We start from the raw sequence: 19,474 nt of genomic DNA, 5'->3' as shown, positions 1-19,474 counted from the left end.
GCGGAATGTCCCAACTTCGTTGCGGTCGATCTCTGCATTCGCGGCAGGTCACGGTCGCGGTCAGCCCATTGTGGCGCGACGCGCAGGCATTAGGTTGGGCCAATGATCCCGCTTTCCGTCCTCGACCTCTCCGTCACCACCACGGCCACCAGGCCGTCGGTGGCGTTGCGCAACAGCATCGATCTGGCCCGCCATGTCGATCAGCTCGGCTACGTCCGCTATTGGCTGGCCGAGCATCACAGCCTGCCGTCGGTGGCGAGCCCGTCGCCCGACATCATGATCGGGCAGATCGCGGCGGTGACGCAGCACATCCGCGTCGGCTCCGGCGGCGTGATGCTGCCCAACCACGCGCCGCTGGTGGTCGCCGAGCGCTTCAAGATGCTGGAGGCGCTGTTTCCCGGCCGGATCGATCTCGGTCTGGGACGCGCGCCCGGCACCGACGGCACCACGGCCTATGCGCTGCGGAGCCGGCTCGACCGCCGCGAGGGCGACGACTTCCTGGAGCGGCTGCATGAGCTGATGCTGTGGGAGACCCGCGAGTTCCCTGCCGGTCATCCCTACAACAACGTCATCGCCATGCCCGACGATGCGCCGCTGCCGCCAATCTGGCTGCTCGGCTCCAGCGACTATTCCAGCGAGCTGTCGGCGCAACTCGGCATGGGGTTTGGCTTCGCGCATCATTTCGCCAGCCACGATGCCGTCGACGCGATGCGAACCTACCGCGCGCATTTTACGCCGTCGCGCTGGCGCTCGCAGCCGCATGCGATCCTGGCGGTCGCGGTGGTGACGGCCGAGACCGACGCCGAGGCTGAGCGGCTGGCGTCGTCGATGGACCTCAACCGCCTGCGGCGCGACCGCGGCCAGTTCCTGCCGCTGCCGAGCCCCGAGGAGGCGGCGGCCACCATGTATACAGACGCGGACCGCGCCTCGATCGCACGCAACCGGTCGCGGCTGTTCGTGGGTAGCCCGGCGACGGTGCGAGCCAAGCTCGATCCGATGATCGCGGCAAGCCAGGCCGACGAGCTGATGGTGATCACGGCGACCTTCGACCACGACGCCCGCAAGCGCTCCTACAGCCTGCTTGCCGACGCCTTCGGCCTGGAGCGGAAGGCGGCGGCGTGAGCATCGACGCCGCGCGTCGCTGGTCTCACCACGTGATCAGGGGCGAGCGATGCAGGAAGCTGTCGTCGCTCACCTGATCCAGGACGAAGCGCGCGACGTCGGCCCGCGCGATCGTGCCGCCATGAAAGTCGGTGAGATCCGTCAGCGCGCGCACTGTGTGTCCGCCCGGCTTGTCGTTCAGCACCGAGGGACGAACGACCACCCAGTCGAGCCCGCTATTGCCGATGATCGCCTCCTGCCGATTCTTATCGGCGTAGACCTTGCGCAGCAGCAGCGGAAAGATCAGCCGGTCGAACAGAAAGCCGCCGTGCCCGGCGCTGTCGCCGGCGCCAATTCCGGTGATGGCAACCAGCCGCGAGACGCGCTCAGCCCGCATTGCGTCGAGCAGCGAGCGCGTCACGGTCGAGAGCAGCGTCACCTCCCGGAATGGACCGGCCGGCGTGCCCAAGGCACTGATGACGGCGTCCTGACCCTTCAGCGCCTTCCGCAACGTCGCTTCGTCGCGGGCGTCACCGACGATCAGATGCGCGCCTTGCAGATCGCCGGCCTTCTCCGGCGAGCGCACCAGCGCGGTGACATTGTCGCCGCGCGCCAGCGCCTCGCGCACGATCAGCCGGCCGGTGCCGCCGGTCGCGCCGAGAACCAGGATGTTCGGCTTCGCGCCATTGGCGCTATCGCGTGTGGAATGAGTCATGATGACCTCCTGAGACTTGGCATGGGACGCGTCCGCGGAGGCGCCCCACAGTTTGGCTTTGGTGGATGATCAGGGCTTGTTGCCGTCAGGCGGCGGTCGCGATGTCAGCGACGAAGTCGCGATAGGAGCGCAGGGGACGACCCAGCAGCGCCGTCAGGCGCGCGACGTCGCCGGCCTCAGGCACCATGCCGTCGGTGAGGAAGCGCTCGGCCATCAGCCGCATGTCGAACGCCATCCAGCTCGGCATGATCTGCCGGAGGTTGGTCTCGAACTGCCTGGCGTTGTCGCCGCCATAGGCGATCGTGCGGCCCAGCACGTCAGACCAGATCGCAGCGGCATCAGCGCCGGTCAGCGTGTCCGGACCGACCAGGTTGATGCGATCGAGCGGCAGCGGCACGGCTGACTGCTCGCGGCGGATCAGCTCGATCGCTGCGATCTCGCCGATGTCGCTGACGTCGATCATGGCAAGGCCCTTGGCTCCGATCGGCATCGGGTAGATGCCGTAGCCGAGCACGACATCCTTGATCGTGAGATCGTTGGACATGAAGTAGGCCGGGCGGAGGATGGTGGCGTTCAGGCCCATCTGCTCGATCATCCGCTCGACGGCGAACTTGCCGGCGAAGTGCGGCACGTTGACGTAGACGTCGCTGTGGATCACCGAGAGATAGACGATCCGCGCGATGCCGGCCTCGCGGGCGACGTTGAGTGCGATCAGTGCCTGGGTGAATTCATCGGGCGCGACGGCGTTCAGCAGGAACAAGGTCGAGACGCCCGAAAAGGCAGAGCGCAGCGAATCGATGTCGAGCAGGTCGCCCTGCGCGACCGCGACGCCCGCCGGAAACCTCGCCTTGGCAGGATCGCGGACGAGGGCACGGACGTCGGCGCCGCGCTTGACGAGCTGGTCGACGACGTGACGGCCGACGGTTCCAGTGGCGCCGGTGACGAGGATGGTCATGGGATCACTCCGGGTTGGTTGTTGAGACACTCCGAAAATAGCGATCCATATGCGAGCCAATAGACGCTATAAATGGACAGGTCGTCTCATTGGCGGAACAGATGGATCTGCTGGCGCTCGCCGATTTCACACTGGTCGCCCGTCACGGCGGCTTTGGCCGCGCCGCCCGCGCCAGCGGTCGCCCCAAGGCGACGCTGTCGCGCCGGGTCGCCGAGCTGGAGGCGAGCCTCGACATCAGGCTGATCGAGCGCGGCGGGCGCGCGCTGAAGCTGACCGAGGAGGGGCGGGCGCTGTTCGAGCGGGCGGGCGCGCTGCTCACCGAGCTCGACGAGACCGTGGCTGCGATCTCCTCGGGCGGCGACACGCCGCGCGGCCGCCTGCGGATCAGCGCGCCGCTGCTGTTCTCGCAAACCGCGATGGGCAGGCTCGCCGCGTCGTTCGCGCTTCGATATCCCGAGGTCCGGCTCGACGTGACGACCGACGACCGGGCCGTCGACATGGTCGAGGAGGGCTATGATCTGGTGATCCGGGTCAATCCCGATCCCGATGACAGGCTGGTCGGGCGCATCTTCCTGCGCGACCAGATGGTGGTCGTGGCCAGCCCAGCCCTGACGAGGCCGGCGGACGGCGCGCGCGTTCCTGCTGTCGTTCGCAGCACCGAGCAGATCGCAGCGTGGGACGTCACGGCTGCAAAGGGACGATCGCGCATCGCAATCGATCCGATCCTGCGGCTGTCATCGCTGATCATGGTGCGCGATGCGGTCCGTGCCGGGGTCGGCGCCGCATGCCTGCCGCTCTCGCTCGCCAGCCACGACCTCGCTGCAGGCCGGCTCGTGCAGTGGGCGGATCTCGAGGCGCCAGCGGTTGCGCTGTGGGCGCTGTATCCGTCGCGGCGGCTGTTGAGCGCGCGCGTCTCCGCCTTTCTCGACCATCTGAAGCAGGCGTTCCCGATGGGAACGCCGGCCGAGCTGGCGGCCTATCTGGAGCCGCGAGATGACGGTCCGATCACTCCATCCGCTCGCTGAATGTCGCGCGGAACGGGTGCGCCGGATAGACGCCGACGATGCGCAGCTCGCGGGAGAAGAACTTCAGCTCCTCCAGTGCGAAAGCGAGGCCCTTGTCGTTCGGGTGGCCGTCGACATCGGCATAGAATTGCGTGGCGAAGAAGTTGCCGTCGACCATGTAGCTTTCGAGCTTGGTCATGTTGACGCCGTTGGTGGCGAAGCCGCCGAGCGCCTTGTAGAGCGCAGCCGGCAGGTTGCGCACGCGGAACACGAAGCTCGTGACCAGCGGCCCGGAATTCTGCTCGGCCCACTGCTCCTGGCGCGCCAGCACCACGAAGCGCGTGGTGTTGTGGGCCTCGTCCTCGATGTCCTCGGCGAGGATGTCGAGGCCGTAGATCTCGGCCGCGAGACGCGAGGCGATCGCCGCCACGCTCCTGTCGCCGCGCTGGGAGACGTCCCGCGCGCTGCCCGCGGTGTCGCCGGCCACGATCGGCCGGACGCCGAGCTGGCGGATGATGCGGCGACACTGGCCGAGCGCGTGGACGTGGCTTTCGACGGTCTTGATGTCGGCGAGCTTGGTGCCCTTCAGCGCCATCAACTGGTGGCGGACCGGCAGGAACCACTCGCCGATGATGTAGAGGCCCGAGGCCGGCAGCAGATGGTGGATGTCGGCGACGCGGCCGGCGACCGAATTCTCGATCGGGATCATGCCGAGATCGGCCTCGCCGGAGGAGATCGCGCTCAGCGCGTCCTCGAAGGTTGCGCAGGGCATGGCCTCGGCGGTCGGATAGGCCTCGGAGATGGCGATGTGGGAATTGGCTCCCGGCTCGCCCTGGAATGCGATTTTCAAGATCTTGCTCATGTGGGGCCTTGTAGCAGCAGCTTAAGACTTGGACAGCAGCCGGCGTGCGGTTTCGAGATCGGCCGGGGTGTCGACGCCGCGGGGCACGGCGTCGACGACCATCACGTCGATGCGCATGCCGGCTTCCAGCGCCCGCAGCTGTTCCAGCTTCTCCTGCTGCTCCAGCGGCGACGGCGGCAGGCTGACGAAGCGCTCCAGCGCCGCCCGGCGGTAGGCGTAGAGGCCGATATGATGGTAGCGCGGTCCGTCGCCATGCGGCGCCGTGGCCCGGGTGAAGTACAGCGCGCGCATGCGCCGCCTGCCGAGGGGCGAGCCGACCGCCTTGACGACGTTCGGATTGAGGCTCTCCTCCTCGGTGTGGATCTGCGCGGCAAGGGTCGCGATGTCGACGGCGGGATCCTCGAGCGGGGGCAGCACGTCGCTGATGTTCTGCGGGTCGATGGTCGGGAAGTCGCCCTGCAGATTGACCACGATCTCCGCCTCGCGGGCCGGGTCGAGCTTGCACATGGCCTCGTAGATGCGGTCTGACCCGGAGGGATGATCCGGCTTGGTCATGACCACCTCGCCGCCCGCGGCCGTGACGGCCGCAGCAATCTCGGGCGTGTCGGTGGCGACGGCCACACGGCCGATCGCGGCCTCCTGCGCGCGCCGGAGCACCTGCACGATCATCGGCTGGCCGGCGATGTCGAGCAGCGGCTTGCCCGGCAGGCGGGTCGACGCCATGCGGGCGGGGATCAGCACGAGAATTCGGGATTTGGTCATCCGGGAACGGCAGGTCGGAGCCGGTCGCAACAGCGCGGGCCGGACTGGATGGGGACAGCGAAAGCCGCCCGCTTATACGGGTTGCCAGAGCACGGGCAAACCGATATCTCACTTCTGCCGCAGGGGGAGGCGCGACGGCTCGATTCCGCTCGATGCCTTGACGAGTCCTTATCTCGAGTCCTGGGGCGATTCGCGGTCGCGGCCTCGCGGCCTCCGACAGAACAATGAAATCCGCCCTCGGAGCCTGATTCCAAAATGGACTCCTTCGAACTGAACAAAATCATCGGCGCCGTGCTGGCCGCCTGTCTGGTCGTGCTGGTCACGAGCTTCTCCGCTGGCGCGATCTTCGCGCCGAAAATGCCGGAGAAGCCGGGTTTTGAGATCGCCGTGAAGGAGGCCGAGGGCGCCGCCAAGGGTGGCGCTGCGCCGGCCGCGGCCGAGCCGATCGAGAAGCTGCTGCAGACCGCCTCGGTCGAGAAGGGCGCCGCCGCCGCCAAGAAGTGCGCGGCCTGCCACACCTTCGCGAAGGGCGAGAAGAACGGCGTCGGCCCCAACCTCTACGGCATCGTCGGCGACAAGATCGGCGAAGGCCGCGGCTTCAACTTCTCGGCGGCGATGAAGGCCAAGGGCGGCACCTGGACGATCGACGACCTCAACAAGTTCATCGCCAATCCGAAGGGCTACATCCCGGGCACCGCGATGGGCTTCGCCGGCATCCAGAAGGACTCAGAGCGGGCCGACGTGCTGGCCTATCTGAACTCGCTGGCCGACAGCCCGGCGCCGCTGCCCACCGCAGCCAAGTGATCGGCTGCTGACCCACCAGTTTTCGACGGCCGGGCCCCAAGCCCGGCCGTTTTGCTTTGCGGGGCGAATTTCGCCGCATTTGGGACCTTTGGTCGCATCCACCTCGTTCACAACCCGGTATCATGAGGAAAAAGCAAGGTTATTGGTCGAAACCTTGCCGTATATTGGTCCCCTGAATGGAACGGGTTCGCGGGCCGGAGCACCTCGCTGAGGCCGGCGAAACCTGCCCTTGCGAATTGGGTTACGATCAGACGTTGGATCTGGGAGCAGCAGCGGCCACGGCTACCACCTGCTTCAAGCGGTCTTATTCAGAGGAAGTCTCATTTGACGATTACCCGACGACAGCTCCTGCAGAGCAGCGTGCTCGCTGCGATGACCCCGGCGCTCGGCACGGCGGCCAGCCTTGCCCCTCTCGACACCGCCCGGGCGCAGGCCGGCGAGCAGCTGGTCTGGCGCCACGGCCTGTCGCTGTTCGGCGAGATCAAGTATCCGGCGGACTTCAAGCGCTTCGACTACGTGAATCCGGATGCGCCGAAAGGCGGCGTCGCGCGGATGATCTCGCTCGGGACCTTCGACAATTTCAACATCGTCGTGATGTATGTGAAGGGCAACATCGCGTCCGCGGCGGGGCTGGTCTACGAGACCTTGATGACGCGGTCGCAGGACGAGGTGTCGACCGAATACGGCCTGCTCGCCGAGTCGGCGGCCTATCCGGACGACTACTCCTGGGTCATCTACCGCCTGCGCAAGGAAGCGCGCTGGAACGACGGCAAGCCGGTGACGCCCGAGGACGTCATCTTCTCGCTCGAGGCCCTGAAGAAGAACAGCCCGCACTACTCATCCTACTATCGTCATGTGGTGAAGGCCGAGAAGACCGGCGATCTCGAGGTCAAGTTCACCTTCGATGGTCCGGGCAATCGCGAGCTGCCGCACATCGTCGGCGAGCTGCTGGTGCTGCCGAAGCACTGGTGGGAAGGCACCGACGCGCAGGGCCGCAAGCGCGACGTCACCGCGACCACCCTGGAGCCGCCGCTCGGGTCGAGCCCGTATCGCATCAAGGAGTTCGTGCCCGGACGCTCGATCAAGATGGAGCGCGTCAAGGACTATTGGGGCGCCAACCTGCCGGTCCAGATCGGCCAGAACAATTTCGACGAGCTGCAGTTCGAATACTTCCGCGACAACATCGTCGCCCTCGAAGCCTTCAAGGCCGACCAGGCCGACTGGATCAACGAGAACTCGGCCAAGCAGTGGGCCACGGCCTACGACTTCCCGGCCATCAACGACAAGCGCGTGGTCAAGGACGAATTCCCGATCAGCGACTCCGGCCGCATGCAGGGCTTCGCCTTCAACCTGCGGCGTCCGCAATTCCAGGATGCGCGGCTGCGGCGCGCCTTCAACTACGCCTTCGATTTCGAGGAGATGAACAAGCAGCTGTTCTACGGCCAGTACAAGCGCATCAACAGCTACTTCGAAGGCACGGATCTGGCCTGCTCCGGGCTGCCGCAGGGCCAGGAGCTGCAGATCCTCGAGGGCCTGCGCGACAAGGTGCCGCCGGAAGTGTTCACCACGGTCTACCAAGCCCCGGTGGGCGGCAATCCCGAGAACGTTCGCGCCAATCTGCGCGAGGCCACCAAGCTGCTGAAGGACGCAGGCTTCGAGATCAAGGACCGCAAGCTCGTCGATCCCGCCGGCAAGCCGGTCACGGTCGAGCTGCTGGTCCAGGACCCGTCGTCCGAGCGCATCGTGCTGTTCTACAAGCCGTCGCTGGAGCGCCTCGGCGTCGCGGTGACGGTACGCCAGGTCGACAACGTCCAGTATGAGAACCGGGTGCGCACCTTCGACTACGACATGATCATCGATGTCTGGGGGCAGTCGCTGTCGCCCGGCAACGAGCAGCGCGATTTCTGGGGCTCCAAGGCCGCCGACGAGTCCGGCTCGAAGAACACGATTGGCATCAAGAACCCCGCTGTCGACGCGCTGATCGAGAAGATCATCTACGCCAAGGATCGCGCCTCTCTCGAAGCGGCAACGCATGCGCTCGACCGGGTGCTGCTTTGGAATTTCTACGTCGTTCCCCAGTTCACCTATCCATTTGCGCGTAGCGCGCGCTGGGACCGCTTCAGCCATTTCACGCCGTTCCCGAAATATGCGCGGTCCGGCTGGCCGAATCTGTGGTGGTACGACGCCGACAAGGCTGCCAAGGTGAAGCGCTCTTGAGCACGCTCCCGCATCTGTCGCGCCGTGGCGTGCTCGGGCTTGGGCTCGGCGCGCTCAGCGTCTCCCTCCTGAAGCCGGCCATGGCCTCGGAGTTTGGCGCAGACTCGCACGGCACGTCGGCGTTCGGAGACCTGAAATACCCCGCCGACTTCCACCACTTCGACTACGTCAATCCGGAGGCGCCGAAGGGCGGGCTGTTCTCGCTGATCCCGTCGGTGCGCACCTATAACCAGTCCTATCAGACCTTCAACTCGTTCAATGCCTACGTCCTGAAAGGTGAGGGCGCACAGGGCATGGACATGACGTTCGCGACCCTGATGGTGCGCGCCAGCGACGAGCCGGACGCGGTGTACGGGCTGGTCGCGAAGTCCGTCGCGATATCAGCGGACAAGCTGACCTATCGCTTCACGCTGCGTCCCGAGGCGCGCTTTCACGACGGGTCCAAGATCACGGCGCACGACGTCGCCTTCTCGCTGAATACCTTGAAGGAGAAGGGCCACCCGCTGATCGTCGTGCAGCTGCGCGACTTCGTGAAGGCGGAGGCGCTCGACGATGCGACCGTCGTGGTGAGCTTCGTCGAGAAGCGCGCCCGCGACGTGCCGCTCTATGTCGTGACCCTGCCGATCTTCTCCAAAGCCTGGTACGCCAACCGCGCCTTCGACGAGGGCCCGCTCGACGTGCCGCTCGGCTCGGGGCCGTACAAGGTCGGCAAATACGAGATCAACCGCTACGTCGAGTACGAGCGGGTCAAGGACTGGTGGGCTGCCGATCTGCCGGTCAGCCGCGGCTTCTACAATTTCGACATCGTGCGCTACGAGTTCTATCGCGACCGCGACGTCGCCTTCGAGGGTTTTACGGCCAAGAGCTATCTGTTCCGCGAGGAGTTCACCGCGCGCATCTGGGCGACCCGCTACGACTTCCCGGCCATCAAGGACGGCCGCGTCAAGCGCGAGCTGCTGCCGGACGAGACGCCGGCGGGCGGGCAGGGCTGGTTCATCAACACTCGCCGCGACAAGTTCAAGGACCCGCGCGTCCGCCAGGCGCTGACCTACGCGTTCGATTTCGAGTGGACCAACAAGACCATCATGTACGGCGCCTATGCGCGCACGGTGTCGCCGTTCCAGAACTCCGAGATCGTCGCGGTTGGGCCGCCGTCGGCGGAGGAGCTGAAGCTCCTGGAGCCGTTCCGCGGCCAGGTGCCCGACGACGTGTTCGGCGAGCCGTTTGTGCCGCCGGTCTCGGACGGCTCGGGCCAGGATCGCGCGCTGCTGCGCAAGGCGTCGCAATTGCTGGATCAGGCCGGCCTGCGGGTAAAGGACGGCAAGCGGCTGCTGCCCAACGGCGAGCCGTTCACGATCGAATTCCTGATCGACGAGGTCTCGTTCAAGCCGCATCACGGCACCCTCATCAAGAACCTGCAGGTTCTTGGCATCGATGCCGACCATCTGCGTGTCGTCGATGCGGTCCAGTACCGGGCGCGCGTCGAGGATTTCGATTTCGACATCACGGTGCAGCGGCTGACGATGTCGCCGACCCCCGGAGACGGCCTCAGGGCTTACTTCACGTCGGACACCGCCAAGACCAAGGGCTCCTACAATTTCGCCGGGATCAGCAATCCCGCGATCGACGCGCTGGTGGAGAAGGCGATTGCCGCCGAGAGCCGCATCGAGCTGACCTTGGCCTGCCGGGCGCTCGACCGCGTGTTCCGCGCCGGCCACTACTGGATACCGCAATGGTATCGCCAGACCCACCCGATCGCCTATTGGGATCAGTTCAATCACCCGCCGAAGCCGCCGAAATACGCCTCGGGCGTCGGCGCCCCCGACATCTGGTGGTACGATGCCGCCAAGGCCGCAAAGCTGGAGCAGGCGAAGTAGTTCATGGCCGCCTATATTGCCCGTCGCATCTTGCTGATGCTCCCGACCCTGCTCGGGATCCTCTTCATCTCCTTCGTCGTGGTGCAGTTCGCGCCGGGCGGTCCGGTGGAGCGCGTCATCGCGCAATTGACCGGCGCCGACACCGGCGGCACCTCGCGCATTTCAGGCGGCAGCGGTTCGGATTTCGGCGCGCGTCCGCCGGGACAGGTCGGATCCGGCGGCGAGCTGAACTCGAAATATCGCGGCGCGCAGGGGCTCGATCCCGCCTTCATCAAGCAGCTCGAAAAGCAGTTCGGCTTCGACAAGCCGGCGCCGGAGCGGTTCGCGCTGATGGTCTGGAACTTCGCGCGCTTCGATTTCGGCAAGAGCTATTTCCGCGACACCAGCGTGCTGCAGCTCATCAAGGAGAAGCTGCCGGTGTCGATGTCGCTCGGCCTCTGGATGACCTTGCTGACCTATTTGATCTCGATTCCCCTGGGGATTCGCAAGGCGGTCCAGGACGGCTCGCGCTTCGACGTCTGGACCTCCGCCGTGATCATCGTCGGCTACGCCATTCCGGGCTTCCTGTTCGCGATCCTTCTGATCATCCTGTTCGCCGGCGGCTCGTTCCTCAACATCTTCCCGCTGCGCGGGCTGACCTCGGATGGCTGGTCGGACTTCCCGTGGTACTGGAAGATCATCGACTATTTCTGGCATCTCACTTTGCCGCTGGTGTCGATGGCGCTCGGCGCCTTCGCGACCATGACGCTGCTGACCAAGAACTCCTTCCTCGACGAGATCCGCAAGCAATATGTCATGACTGCGCGCGCCAAGGGCTGCAGCGAGAACCAGGTCCTGTACGGCCACGTCTTCCGTAACGCCATGCTGATTGTGATCGCCGGCTTTCCCGGCACCTTCATCCACGCGTTCTTTTCCGGCTCGCTGCTGATCGAGACGATCTTCTCGCTGGATGGGCTCGGCCTGCTCTCGTTCGAGAGCATTCTCAATCGTGATTATCCTGTCGTGTTCGGCAATCTCTTCATCTTTTCGCTGCTCGGCCTCGCGATCAACCTGGTCTCGGACCTGACCTACATGTGGATCGATCCGCGGATCGACTTCGAGGCGCGGGAGGTCTGATGACGATCACGGCCCCCCCTCCGGTCGAGACCACGGCGCAGGCTCCGCTCGGCGAGGCCGCGCCGCCGACGCGGCATCGTTTCCGGCCGTCGCCGCTGAATCAGCGCCGCTGGCAGAACTTCAAGGCCAACCGCCGCGGCTACTGGTCGCTGTGGCTGTTTCTGTTTCTGTTCATCGTCTCGCTGTTCGCCGAGCTGATCGCCAACGACCGGCCGTTCCTGATCAAGTTCGACGGCCACCTTTATTTCCCGGCGTTCGTCACCTATCCGGAAACGGCATTCGGCGGCGACTTCGAGACCGCCGCGGACTATCGTGATCCGTATTTGCAGAAGCTGATTGCGGACAAGGGCGGCACGGTGGTCTGGCCGCTGGTCCGCTACTCCTACGCCACGCACAATCTCGATCTGCCGACGCCGGCGCCATCGCCGCCGACCTGGATGCTGACGGAGGCACAGTGCAAACCCGTGGTCGAGAAGAAAGGGCTGAAGAGCTGCCGGGATCTCGAATACAACTGGCTCGGCACCGACGACCAGGGCCGCGACGTCGTCGCACGGCTGATCTACGGCTTCCGCATCTCGGTGTTGTTCGGCCTGTCGCTGACGTTCTTCTCCTCGATCATCGGCATCGCCGCCGGCGGCGTGCAGGGCTATTTCGGCGGCTGGGTCGATCTTCTGTTCCAGCGCTTCATCGAGATCTGGAACGCCATTCCCTATCTCTATCTGCTCCTGATCCTGTCCGCGGTGCTGGTGCCCGGCTTCTTCACGCTGCTCGGGATCATGCTGCTGTTCTCATGGGTCTCGCTGGTCGGCCTGGTGCGGGCTGAATTCCTGCGCGGCCGCAATTTCGAGTACATCCAGGCGGCGCGCGCGCTCGGCGTCTCCAATGCCGTGATCATGGTCCGCCATCTCCTGCCGAACGCGATGGTCGCGACCATGACGTTCCTGCCCTTCATCGTGTCGAGCTCGGTGATGACCTTGACCGCGCTCGACTTCCTCGGCTTCGGCCTGCCGCCGGGATCGCCGTCGCTGGGCGAGATGCTGTCGCAGGCCAAGTCCAACGTGCAGGCGCCGTGGCTCGGTCTCACCGGCTTCTTCTCCGTCGCGATCATGCTGTCGCTGCTGATCTTCATCGGCGAGGCCGTGCGCGACGCGTTCGACCCGCGCAAGACGTTCAGGTGACCGACATGGATGCGATCAGCCAGCCGCTGCTCTCGGTCAGCGATCTCTCGGTGGCCTTTCATCAGCAGGGCCGCCTGTCGACCGCCGTCGACCATGTCTCGTTCGAGATCAGGCGCGGCGAGTGCGTCGCCCTGGTCGGCGAGTCCGGCTCGGGCAAGTCGGTCAGCGCGCTGTCGGTGCTGAAGCTGCTGCCCTATCCGGTCGCCTCGCATCCGTCGGGCAGCATCCACTTCAAGGGCCGCGATCTCCTGCCGTTGTCCGAACGCGAGATGCGCGAGATCCGCGGCAGCGACATCTCCATCATCTTCCAGGAGCCGATGACCTCGCTCAATCCGCTGCACACGATCGAGCGGCAGATCGGCGAGATCCTGCAACTGCATCGGCCGATCTCGAACAGTGCGGCGCGGACGCGCACGCTCGAGCTCTTGACCCAGGTCGGCATTCCCGAGCCGGAGACGCGGCTCGGCAGCTATCCGCATCAGCTCTCCGGCGGCCAGCGCCAGCGCGTGATGATCGCGATGGCGCTCGCCAACGAGCCGGCTCTGCTGATCGCCGACGAGCCGACCACCGCGCTCGACGTCACCGTGCAGGCGCAGATCCTGGCGCTGCTCGCCGATATCCGGGCACGCCTCGGCATGAGCCTTCTGTTCATCACCCACGATCTCGGCATCGTCCGCCGCATCGCCGATCGGGTCTGCGTCATGAACGGCGGCAAGATCGTCGAGCAGGGCCCGGTCGAGCAGGTGTTCACCGCGCCGGCTCATCCCTACACCAAGGCGCTGCTCGCCGCCGAGCCGAAGCCGGACCCGGCGCCGCCGCGACCCGATTCGCCGGTGGTCATGCAGGCCAAGGATCTCAAGGTCTGGTTTCCGATCAAGCGCGGCTTTTTTCGCTCGACCGTCGGTCACATCAAGGCCGTGGACGGCGTCAGCCTTGCCGTGCGCAAGGGCGAGACGCTCGGCGTCGTCGGGGAATCCGGCTCGGGCAAGACCACGCTCGGGTTGGCGCTGCTGCGGCTGATTTCCTCCGACGGCCTCATCGTCTTCCTCGGCAAGGAGCTGCAGGGGCTGTCCTTCAAGGAGGTCCGCCCGTTCCGCCGCGACATGCAGATCGTGTTTCAGGATCCGTTCGGCGCCTTGAGCCCGCGCATGTCGGTCGGCGACATCATCGCCGAGGGACTGAGCGTGCATCAGCCGAAACTGACGGATGAGGAGCGCGAGGCCAAGGTCGTCAAGGCGCTCAAGGAGGTCGGGCTCGATCCGGAGACGCGCTTCCGCTATCCGCACGAATTCTCCGGCGGCCAGCGCCAGCGCATCTCGGTGGCCCGCGCGGTCGTGCTCGAGCCGAGCTTCGTCGTGCTGGACGAGCCGACCTCGGCGCTCGACATGCTGTTTCAGTCGCAGATGGTCGATCTCTTGCGCGATCTGCAGCGCAAGCGCGAGCTGACCTACATGTTCATCTCGCACGATCTGCGCGTGGTCGCCGCCCTCGCCTCCCATCTGATCGTGATGCGCAACGGCAAGGTCGTGGAGGAGGGGCCGGCGGTCGAGCTGTTCAAGGCGCCGAAGACCGACTACACCCTCGCGCTGTTCGCGGCGGCGTTCAGGAACGAGACGGCGGGGAATGGGACGGCGACGAGCTAGATGTCGCTTGTCGGCAGCCACTCTGCTGCAACTGATGGCGCGAATCCGGAGAGCGTGCCGTGACTGATGCTCCAGGACGTCCAGAATGGATTTCTGGAACCACGCATAAGGATTGGCTGCGTGACGGCTATCGCGTCACCGAAGAACAATGGGCTGATCTCGATTGGAATCGCGCCTGGGTCGATATGGGTCCGTCGCCGGCAGGCAACCTTGGCCCCTACTGGCACGTCCCGCTCAAGAGCGGAGAGACCGTGCACCGGCTCTATCCGAGGCTGCCCTCGAAATGGCGTCGTTTGGTGCAGCAGGCCATCGTCGAGTTGAGCGCATCGGGAAAGAGCGAGCGGCCTTAGGAAACGCACTTGCGAACGTCGACAAAGCTGCTGGGGGATCACCTCTGGTCAGTTCAGGTCATCGGTCGTACCGTGGAGCCGATCAATGGGTCCGGAATGGGCCAAGACGAATTTGATACATTCGCGCGTCTCCAACCTGCATCGGCGCGATCCTGCGATCGAGAGAGGCCGAAGCAAACGGAAGCAATAGGAATGTCCGGCAGGGACACGGTTCGTTGGACCAAGGGATATACGCAATCCGAGCTCGACAGGGCGCAACGTCGATTTGGGTTGGTCTTTCCTCCCGATTTGATGGCGCTTCTGAGACGAAGGCGGCCGACGAATGGACACGACTGGACGGACGATCGTGCGATAAGACGAGCGCTTGAATGGCCGTTTGAAAGTCTTCGTCACTCTGTCGAGAACGGACAATTGTGGTGGTCGGAATGGGGAAGGCTACCTTTGACCGCACGCGCCCGGGAAGAGGCGCTTCGGGAAATCGTGTCCCGGGCGCCAAAACTAATTCCGTTGATTGCTCACCGATATTTGCCTGAGCAGCCGCATGAGTCAGGTAACCCGGTCTTTTCGATCTACGGCGTCGACGCCATCTACTATGGTGCCAATCTGAACGACTATTTCGAACGAGAGTTCACGGGCTGGAGCAGCAAACCCTGGCCTCCGCAAGTCAAGCACATTCCGTTTTGGTCCGACCTCGTCGAGCGATTTGCGCAGGACACAAACACATCGTGATTCCGTCAGTGTAGCTCAGCGCGTTTGCGGGCCACGAGGACCCTATCGTTCGCCCCCGTGGCATGGAAAATGATTTCCCGACGGGCCGTGTCTGCGAAAGCCCGTCCAGCCCCTCCTGAAAAAATATTTCTGTTTCTTATTTTCGGAAACCGTGCATGCTCCGCCCCGTCCTGCCCCACGAGAGGGACGTACGCGTCGTCAGCGATTGCCCGAGCGGGGTGCCGTAGCGCTCCGATTGCTGGAGCGCGAGGCAGACCGACTTCACGCGAGGCGCAACGCCGCGCCATCAACCGACTGCGCCAATCAGCGCCATCAGGATCGACACCTCATGACCGCACAACCGCCATTCTGCAAAGCTGCTCGTCGTGCCCGCCGCTCATCGACCGGCCCGGTGGAATGCGCCCAAACGTCCATCTGTCGTCGTCAATCCGCCGACAATTGATCGCTTGCCACGCCATCCACCGCTCATTCACCCGCCGCGCCATTGTCGCGAAGCTCGCTGCACCATTTCGAGCTCAATCAGCCGGCTCGCCTGCAGCGCTCAAGTCCCCATAGAGCCTGCCGCACCAGTCCAGCCCACCATGCGCGGTTTCCTCCTTTGGAGGCTTTCGGACGCCGGCCGCCCGAATGTGCCGCGCCGTCAATCATGCGGCCGGCATCCGAAGCCCTTCACAGCAGCGGACTCGCGCGCTGCACAAATCGAGACCTCGGGCGTCGATGCATATCTTCGCTATCGGAGCGTACTACTGGCGAGCCTGCTGAATTCTGGCCTTCAGCGTGGCAAGTCCGACCGCGCCGACGATGACATTGCCGCCGATGACATAGCTCGGCGTCCCGTTCAATCCCAATTTCTGCGCAAGATTGCCGCTCTCATCGAGGCTTTGGCGCACCTCCACGCTGTCCATGTCCTTTTCAAGCTGAGCAACGTCGAGACCGATCGTCTGCGCGATGGCCAACGCGCGCGCCTTGTCGGCGGGTCCGCTGCTTTGGAGAAGTCGCTGATGAAAGTCGAGGTATTTCGCGCCCGTCGGGTCTTGCATGCGTACCGCTACCGCGACGCGCGCCGCCTCCAGCGAACCGGGGCCGAGGATCGGAAATTCCTTGAGCACGATCTTGAGCTTGGGGTCGCTCTTCAACAATTCGAGTATATCGCCGAGCGCACGCTTGCAGTAGCCGCAGCTGTAATCGAAGAACTCGACCAGGGTGACATCACCCAGCGGGTTGCCGAGCGTGACCTGGTGCGCTGACGCGAACAAGGCCGGCGCATTTTGCTTCACCAGTGCAGTCTTGTCGGAACCGGGCGCCGCCGCCGGCGTCGCGGCTTGCCGCTTCTTGATCAGGTCGGAGATGGCCTGTTGCACGGCCTCGGGGTGCTTGGCGAGGTAGTCCTTCACGACCTGCTCGATTTCTTCGGGATGGGTCGCTATATAGTCCTTGACGATCGCCTCGATGTCGCTGCGCGAACTCTCCGCTCGGCCGGGCTGCACGCAAAGCAAAGACAGCGTGAAGACGGCAGCCGCCGTGGCAACGCTACGGATCAAATTGGTCATCGGTCATCCTCCATATGGCTGCCGACTTCCGCAGTTGGCGTGTAGTAATGATTTGCGAATTCGTGTCCTCGCAGCATCGCTGCTTCCTTCATCGTCGCGGCATCATCATGCCGGGCGGGGGGACCGGTCTGAACCCCGGCATGCGCGGCGCAAATCGGCCGGTCGGCCGGCAGCGCGCGCCAAGCGGCCCCGGAATCCAACCGGGGGGGCAGACGATCGGGCGACCGACATCCGGCGCCCGCCGGTCCCGCGTCACCCCCGGCTTGCGTGCCACGCACACGCCGTCGGCATTGCGCCGCTCACCAGGTTGGCACGTCGTCGGCAGCTTCGGAATCACGGGGACGACCGTGGTGGACTTCTTCTCGATCTTCTTGGAGCACTGGCTTCGATCCTTTGGGTCGACCGGGGCCGCGCAGCACTCGCCGCTCGTCGTCAGATTCGCGGGCGCGCAGCATTTGCCATTCGCAGTCGGCAAGAAGCCCGAGGCGCAACACTGTGAAAGTCTCGGCAGCCAGTGCAGCGGTATGCATAGCGTGCCGTCGGGGCTCGCAATCTGGCCGGCCGGGCAGCACTGTCCCTTCGACGTCGCCTGGCTCTTGAGACAGCACTTGCCGGCGATCTTCACATAGCCGGGCGCACAGCAGCTGGGGCATTTCCAGTCCGGAATTTTCGGCTTCAACGGATCGCACACGCCGTTCACCACGGTCGTCCCGCAGCAAAGTTGTTGGCCAATCGGGCCGGAATAGATCTGGCTGTTCTCGCAGCATTCATTGTTCGGGCCGATCGCCGTCTGGTTGACGCCGCACATCGGCTTGGCGATATCAGTCGACGGATTGTTGTTCGAACAGATGCCCCTCGGCTGCAGGTCTTTGGGCGAGCAGCATTGGCCATTGACCAGAACATTGGGCGGGGCGCAGCTCGACGCGCAGCTCTTGGTCTTGATGATCCAGATCTGATTGGGCGGACAAACCGATCCGTCCGAACCGCAGACATGGGTCTTGCAGGTCTGCAGACCCGGCGGCTTCGGCATGCCGGCGGGAGGCGGCGCGCCGGCTGGACGCGGCGCAAGCCGTATCTGTGCGGCTTCCCTTGTACACGCGCGCAAGATGGCGATATCTCCCATGTGCCCGCGAGCTGATAGATCGGGCGGCGCGTCGGCATAGTCGATGAAGTAACTGAGCAGCGGTGGCTCATCGCCGCGGCGGATGCGCCAGATCGGATTCCCCTGCAGTCCGTCGATCGCAAGCGCGTCGTTCTGGCCGAGTTGAGCCACGAGCTTGGGATCGGTGGCGTGGCGCAATTGTTCGCCGGTGGTCCAGACGAAGCCGCCGCAGGAGGCCGGATTCATGGTACCGCCCATGTCGTAGCTGTAGCCGATCGCGACGCCGCCATTGCCATTGCGGAAACGTTCGGGGAATCCCACCGCATATTCGTCCGGCAAGGGCTGCCAGATCGGCTGCTTGATCTCAGTGACACCGATCAGCGTATAGCGCAGCACGCGGCCGATCGACGGCGCGGACAAGGCCTCGAAATCCTGCGCCCCGGTCGGCGCCGGCCGCTCGGCCAAAAACATCCGTCCCTCATCGTCGAACGTAATCCTGGAGATCTCGGTGGGACCGGCGGCGGACGGCGCGACGACTTCGATTCTGGCGTCCGCACCGAACGAGCCGTTCGCGTTGAGCCCGACCGACCACACCCGCAAGCCCTCGGCGACCGCGTAGTAGAGCCGGCGGTCGCGAATGGCGAGGCCGAACACTCGCCGATCCGGTGCCGCGTAGCCCCAGGTCTCGGGCTGCGCGCTGTCGAATTGAGGATTCGTAATATCGACGCCTGGCCCGGCCGGCGCCGGCGTCGTCGGAAGTCCCGCGGCTGCGTTGCCGGCGACGCCGTGATCATAGACACCGAGGTCGACGCCGTTCTGGCCGAAGCGATGGATCAGCCCGGTCTCACGGTCGGCGACGAACAGAGACTTGGTCGCCGGATCATAGGCCAATCCCCCGAGCGCCGCGCCCGAATTGGCCTTGTCGCCCGTGGTGACATTCGCGAACAGCGTCACCGCGCCGGTGGCGCCATTGATCTTCCAGATCGATCCCGGGCCGCCGCCCGGACCCCATTGTGCCGGCATGAAGGTCGCGCCGCTAGTCCCGAGCCTGACATGTTGCGGTCGACCTTCAGGTCCCGGCGCGACGATCGAGAGACCATAGGCGGATGTCGCCGCGACGTAAATGTTGGCGGGGGAACTGTCGTCCAGAGCGACGCCAAACACCTGCCCGATCGACTTCGCGCTGACGGTGAACGGCTTCGGCGCACCGACCAATTGCGCCTGGGGCGGACCGCCCATGCGTCTTAGATCGACGATGCGCAGCGACGGCCCTCCAGGATCGATGATGGTCCGAACGTCGGGATCCTGACCGGGCTCGATCTCGAACGGGCGAATAGCCCCGGAGAATCCGGTGACTGCAGCATCGCCGGGGGTGTAAACGCCGGGCGGCGTTTGCGCCGACGCGGGCCCCCCGAGTGCGAGAGGCAGGATCAGCAGCCAGGCGAGGCGCCGCATCGCACGGACGGCGGCTGTCAAGGACGTCTGTCGGCCAAGCTCGATCATGTCGGT

At 65.0% G+C, this 19,474-nt stretch carries 16 protein-coding genes; 10 read left to right on the top strand and 6 right to left on the bottom strand.

What is annotated here, in order from left to right; genetic code table 11:
- Positions 1-102 precede the first annotated feature (102 nt).
- Complete coding sequence (locus QX051_RS06365) at positions 103-1,122, top strand: LLM class flavin-dependent oxidoreductase (RefSeq protein ID WP_315734662.1); 1,020 nt, start codon at positions 103-105, stop codon at positions 1,120-1,122.
- A 25-nt stretch (positions 1,123-1,147) separates the two neighbouring features.
- Here the strand turns inward: QX051_RS06365 and QX051_RS06360 are convergent, their stop codons facing one another.
- Both QX051_RS06360 and QX051_RS06355 read right to left on the bottom strand, forming a co-directional pair.
- Positions 1,148-1,816 (bottom strand): SDR family oxidoreductase, encoded by a 669-nt coding sequence (locus QX051_RS06360; protein WP_315734660.1) that lies wholly within the window; start codon positions 1,814-1,816, stop codon positions 1,148-1,150.
- An 85-nt stretch (positions 1,817-1,901) separates the two neighbouring features.
- Positions 1,902-2,771, bottom strand: a complete 870-nt coding sequence (locus QX051_RS06355; protein ID WP_315775492.1) for an NmrA/HSCARG family protein — start codon at positions 2,769-2,771, stop codon at positions 1,902-1,904.
- A gap of 101 nt (positions 2,772-2,872) precedes the next feature.
- On the opposite strand from QX051_RS06355, the gene QX051_RS06350 reads away from it, so the two are divergent.
- Positions 2,873-3,796, top strand: a complete 924-nt coding sequence (locus QX051_RS06350; RefSeq protein ID WP_315775491.1) for a LysR family transcriptional regulator — start codon at positions 2,873-2,875, stop codon at positions 3,794-3,796.
- Here the strand turns inward: QX051_RS06350 and QX051_RS06345 are convergent.
- Together QX051_RS06345 and QX051_RS06340 are read right to left on the bottom strand one after the other, a co-directional pair.
- Positions 3,777-4,637: a prephenate dehydratase gene (locus QX051_RS06345; protein ID WP_315734654.1), complete on the bottom strand. Its 861-nt coding sequence runs from the start codon at positions 4,635-4,637 to the stop codon at positions 3,777-3,779. The genes QX051_RS06350 and QX051_RS06345 overlap by 20 nt on opposite strands.
- Before the next feature lie 21 nt (positions 4,638-4,658).
- Positions 4,659-5,399: a 3-deoxy-manno-octulosonate cytidylyltransferase gene (locus QX051_RS06340; RefSeq protein ID WP_315775490.1), complete on the bottom strand. Its 741-nt coding sequence runs from the start codon at positions 5,397-5,399 to the stop codon at positions 4,659-4,661.
- A gap of 255 nt (positions 5,400-5,654) precedes the next feature.
- Between QX051_RS06340 and QX051_RS06335 the strand changes: the two genes are divergently transcribed.
- The 8 genes from QX051_RS06335 to QX051_RS06300 all read left to right on the top strand — a co-directional run bounded on the left by QX051_RS06335 (position 5,655) and on the right by QX051_RS06300 (position 15,313).
- Positions 5,655-6,203, top strand: a complete 549-nt coding sequence (locus QX051_RS06335; protein WP_315734650.1) for a c-type cytochrome — start codon at positions 5,655-5,657, stop codon at positions 6,201-6,203.
- 372 nt (positions 6,204-6,575) lie between these two features.
- A complete protein-coding gene (locus QX051_RS06330; protein WP_315775846.1) occupies positions 6,576-8,420 on the top strand; it encodes an extracellular solute-binding protein in 1,845 nt (614 codons plus the stop codon).
- Positions 8,417-10,297 (top strand): extracellular solute-binding protein, encoded by a 1,881-nt coding sequence (locus QX051_RS06325; protein WP_315775489.1) that lies wholly within the window; start codon positions 8,417-8,419, stop codon positions 10,295-10,297. The genes QX051_RS06330 and QX051_RS06325 overlap by 4 nt, the downstream gene beginning before the upstream one ends.
- 3 nt (positions 10,298-10,300) lie before the next feature.
- Positions 10,301-11,413, top strand: coding sequence for a microcin C ABC transporter permease YejB (locus QX051_RS06320; protein WP_315734646.1), 1,113 nt, complete (start codon positions 10,301-10,303; stop codon positions 11,411-11,413).
- Positions 11,413-12,591, top strand: a complete 1,179-nt coding sequence (locus tag QX051_RS06315; RefSeq protein WP_315775488.1) for an ABC transporter permease — start codon at positions 11,413-11,415, stop codon at positions 12,589-12,591. The genes QX051_RS06320 and QX051_RS06315 overlap by 1 nt, the downstream gene beginning before the upstream one ends.
- Positions 12,592-12,596: 5 nt before the next feature.
- Complete coding sequence (locus tag QX051_RS06310) at positions 12,597-14,234, top strand: ABC transporter ATP-binding protein (protein WP_315775845.1); 1,638 nt, start codon at positions 12,597-12,599, stop codon at positions 14,232-14,234.
- Positions 14,235-14,293: 59 nt separating this feature from the next.
- The gene (locus QX051_RS06305; protein ID WP_315775487.1) at positions 14,294-14,584 is read left to right on the top strand and encodes a hypothetical protein; all 291 of its coding nucleotides are present in this window, start codon (positions 14,294-14,296) and stop codon (positions 14,582-14,584) included.
- A gap of 441 nt (positions 14,585-15,025) precedes the next feature.
- Positions 15,026-15,313 (top strand): hypothetical protein, encoded by a 288-nt coding sequence (locus QX051_RS06300; RefSeq protein WP_315775486.1) that lies wholly within the window; start codon positions 15,026-15,028, stop codon positions 15,311-15,313.
- A 743-nt stretch (positions 15,314-16,056) separates the two neighbouring features.
- Here the strand turns inward: QX051_RS06300 and QX051_RS06295 are convergent.
- Together QX051_RS06295 and QX051_RS06290 are read right to left on the bottom strand one after the other, a co-directional pair.
- The gene (locus QX051_RS06295) at positions 16,057-16,863 is read right to left on the bottom strand and encodes a DsbA family protein (RefSeq protein WP_315734642.1); all 807 of its coding nucleotides are present in this window, start codon (positions 16,861-16,863) and stop codon (positions 16,057-16,059) included.
- An 88-nt stretch (positions 16,864-16,951) separates the two neighbouring features.
- Positions 16,952-19,468, bottom strand: coding sequence for a hypothetical protein (locus QX051_RS06290; protein ID WP_315775485.1), 2,517 nt, complete (start codon positions 19,466-19,468; stop codon positions 16,952-16,954).
- Positions 19,469-19,474: the final 6 nt, after the last annotated feature.

This window comes from Bradyrhizobium sp. SZCCHNR1053, from assembly GCF_032381235.1.
Taxonomy (GTDB): domain Bacteria; phylum Pseudomonadota; class Alphaproteobacteria; order Rhizobiales; family Xanthobacteraceae; genus Bradyrhizobium.
Note: the sequence above shows the minus strand (reverse complement) of the source record. Positions and strands in the feature narration are given on the sequence as shown.